The following is a 3,443-nucleotide window of genomic DNA, read 5'->3' on the forward strand; positions in this document are numbered from 1 at the left end:
CTTGATGCCATTGTCGGCGAATTTGTTGTGGCTGGCGGAGATCATCACGCCGAGGTCGGCGCGCATCGAGCGAGTAAGCATGGCGACCGCCGGGGTCGGCATCGGGCCGAGCAGGACGACGTCCATGCCGACGCTGGCGAAGCCGGCGACCAGCGCCGATTCCATCATATAGCCCGACAGGCGCGTGTCCTTGCCGATGACGACGCGGTGGCGGTGGTCGCCGCGCAGGAGATGCGCGCCCGCCGCCTGGCCGACCTTCATCGCGATCTCGACCGTCATCGGCGCGGTGTTGGTGACGCCGCGAATGCCGTCAGTGCCGAAGAATTTGCGTGTCATGCCAGTCCTAAATTGCCGTCTTCACGTTCGTCTTTGCGAGGAGCGCAGCGACGAAGCAATCCAGCGGCGGGCAGTCTGGATTGCTTCGCTACGCTCGCAACGACGAAACTTCACTAGTGGGCTATCCGATCCAGCGCCACGGCCCCGCGCCGATCGCGCCGTGGGCGAAGGTCGCGAACAGGAACAAGGCGGTGCCGCCGAGGCCCGCGAACAGGCCGGGCGAGGCAAGGCCCCGGCCGAAGGGGACGAAGCTGGTGCTCGCCTCCCACTCGCGCCACGCATCGCCGATCAGCCGTTCCTTCTTGCGGTCCTGGCCCCAGGCGCCGCCGAGCGAGAGGATGAAGATCGCCGCGACGAGGACCAGCGACGGCGCGCTCGGCGCAACGATGGCGTGAGTCGCCGCCCACAGGATGAAGCCCCACAGCATCGGATGGCGGGTGATGCGGAACACCGCAGTCGGGTCCCCAATGCGGGTGACCGGCGCGCCGGGAGTCGGGAAGGCCGGGTTGCGGACGAACGATCCGACCAGCAGGATCGAGCCAAGCCACAGCAGCAGACTGCCAATGATCCACCCGGCGTCGCCCGCGTCCCACAGCATCGGTGCCCCGGCGTGGGCTGCGCGGAAGGCGAACAACATCCATAGGAGTGTCGCGAACGACACGAGCACATAGACCCCCATGAACCCGCCCGCCCCGAACCGCGCCACCATCCCCGCGCGCAGCGGGTGCGACATGGCGAAGTGCGTGCCGACGAACGCGAGCGAGGCGAGGACCAGGCTGGTGAGTGGGGTCATCTATTTGACGCCATGCATCAGCTTCTTGAGCGGCCATGCCAGCAGCAGCAACAGCGCACCGATTGCCGCCGAGATGTAGCCGATGGTGGTGAACACCCCGACATAGGTCTGCAGCGACACCTGCAGGTTGGTGACCTGCCCGCCGACGGTCTCGACGCTGGCGAACTGCGCGACAACGCCGGCGACATATTGCGCGACCGCGATCGACAGGAACCACACGCCCATCATCAGCCCGACGATCCGCGCGATCGACAGTTTTGTGATCATGCTGAGCCCGACCGGCGAAATGCACAATTCGGCGATCGAGTGGATCAGGTAGAGCCCCGCCAGCCACCACAGCCCGACCTTGAAGTCCGGACCGGCGAACTGCGCGCCCCAGACGAGGAACAGGAAGCCCGCGCCGACGCCCATCAGGGCGATGCCGAACTTGACCGGGATCGTCGGCTCGATCCCGCGTTTCGCCATGCCGTTCCACATCATCGAGAAGAGCGGGGCGAGCAGGACGATGAAGGCGGCGTTGAAGAATTGGGTCTGCCCGGCGGAAATGCTGAACAAGCCGAACACGCTGAGGTCGGTATTGCGGTCGGCGAACAGGGTCAGCGACGAGCCAGCCTGCTCGAACAGCGTCCAGAACACGGTGTTGAAGGTGATCAGCACCATCGCCGCGATCATCATCTGGAATTCGGCCTTCGATCCCTTGACGGACGACCAGATGAGGATGCCGGGAACAGCGGCGAGGAACGTCCCGAACATGATCTTGCCCATGATCGGCAGGGTGGCGAAATAGCCGACGATCCCTGATCCGGCGGGCGGTTTCACATAGTTCATCAGGTTCGAGAACAGCAGCCAGGCGATCGGAATCGCCAGCACCGCGCCGATATAGATGAGGTAGTCGCGATTGGCCGGGGCATTGGCCGGGCGATCGCCATAGCCGTCGAGCGCACCGCGATCGAACTGGATCAGCAGCCACGACACCGCCATGCCCGCCGCCGCCAGCGCGAAGCCGGCCCACCAGCCGAGCCCGCCCCAGCTGCCCATGCCGACCGCGAGCAGCGGGCAGAGGATTTGCGAAAAGAGCGAGCCCAAGTTGATGCCCATGTAGAAGATGGTGAAGCCGGCGTCGCGCCGGCGGTCGCCATCGGCATAGAGCGACCCGACCATGGTCGAGATATTGGGCTTGAAGAAGCCGTTGCCGACGACGACCAGCGCCAAGCCGGTGAGCAGCAGGAAGACCGAAGTCGTCGAGCGTTCGCCCTGTGCTTCGAACCCGCCTTCGGCGATTTTGCGCGCCTCGCTTCCGTCGGGGTTGAGCAGCGACACGCTCTTGTCGTCATTGCCCTTGATCTGGAGATTGCCGCGCACGGGGTCGACGACATATTGCTTCATCGCGTCGCCGATGCCCTGCTGGACCACCTCGACCCGCGTGCCGTCAATCAATGCATAGGGCTTGGCCGGCTGGCCGCCAAAGCAGAGCGTGAGATAGCCCAGGCTCATCAGAATCGCGCCGAACTTCACCGCGCGCTTCGAGCCGAGGAAGCGGTCGGCCATCAGCCCGCCGATCAGCGGCGTGAGGTATACCAGCGCGGTGAAGCCGCCGTAGAGGCCCGTGGTGGTGCGGTCGGAAAACAGGAAATGCTGCGCCAGATACAGCGTCAGCAGCGCGCGCATGCCGTAATAGCCGAAGCGTTCCATCGCCTCGGTGGTGAACAGCCGCGCGAGCTGGCGCGGATGGCCGAACCATTCGCCGCGCGCCGCCGGATTCTCGTGGCTGATATCGGGCTCTCGCGGATTGTCCGCGGTGGGCGTGTCGACCATTTCAGAATTCTCCCCAGTCGGGTGCGTCGCGCGAAAGGCGCGTCCCGGATCGTTGCAATGGAGACTAGCGGCAAATGTCTGGCTGTAAAGTTTCTCGGCTCAGGCTAGAGCGGCGCCATGCTCAACGACCGCTCCTCGACGCTCGCCCTGCTGGCCACGCGCCGTTCGGGCAAGCCGCGCGAGATGGTCGCGCCAGGGCCGAACGCGGCGGAGTTGGCGGAGATATTGGCGCTGGCGGCGCGGGTGCCGGATCATGGCAAGCTGTTCCCATGGCGGTTCGTGACGATCGCGCCGGACCAGCGCGATGCGCTGGCGACGTTGCTCCAGCGGGCGCTGGCCGCCGAAGACGCGAACGCACCCCGCCTCAAGCATGACAAGACCGACGAATTCGCACGCCAGGCGCCGTCGCTCGTCGTGCTGCTTTCCGCACCGATCGCCGATCACAAGATCCCGCTGTGGGAGCAGGAGCTGTCGGCCGGCGCGGTGGCGATGAACTTGC

Annotated in this window: 3 protein-coding genes and 1 pseudogene; 1 reads left to right on the forward strand and 3 read right to left on the reverse strand. The window is 65.6% G+C overall.

From position 1 onward, the window contains the following. The 3 genes and pseudogenes from RMN84_RS01705 to RMN84_RS01715 form a co-directional block, all read right to left on the reverse strand. A pseudogene (locus tag RMN84_RS01705) lies at positions 1–336 on the reverse strand (phosphoglucosamine mutase); the annotation flags it as partial. 121 nt (positions 337–457) lie between these two features. After that, entirely contained in the window at positions 458–1,129 is a 672-nt protein-coding gene (locus RMN84_RS01710) for an NnrU family protein (protein ID WP_309610480.1), read from the reverse strand. Then, positions 1,130–2,944, reverse strand: coding sequence for a peptide MFS transporter (locus RMN84_RS01715; protein WP_309610481.1), 1,815 nt, complete (start codon positions 2,942–2,944; stop codon positions 1,130–1,132). Between the two features lie 117 nt (positions 2,945–3,061). On the opposite strand from RMN84_RS01715, the gene RMN84_RS01720 reads away from it, so the two are divergent. Beyond that, positions 3,062–3,443: nitroreductase family protein (locus RMN84_RS01720; protein WP_309610482.1), on the forward strand; the 382-nt coding region annotated here is incomplete at its 3' end.

Source organism: Sphingomonas sp., from assembly GCF_031380695.1.
Taxonomy (GTDB): domain Bacteria; phylum Pseudomonadota; class Alphaproteobacteria; order Sphingomonadales; family Sphingomonadaceae; genus Sphingomicrobium.

Excerpts from the sequence above, each read along its gene's own strand:
- RMN84_RS01710 (WP_309610480.1), bottom strand. The coding sequence starts at position 1,129 with ATGACCCCACTCACCAGCCTGGTCCTCGCCTCGCTCGCGTTCGTCGGC.
- RMN84_RS01715 (WP_309610481.1), bottom strand. The coding sequence starts at position 2,944 with ATGGTCGACACGCCCACCGCGGACAATCCGCGAGAGCCCGATATCAGC.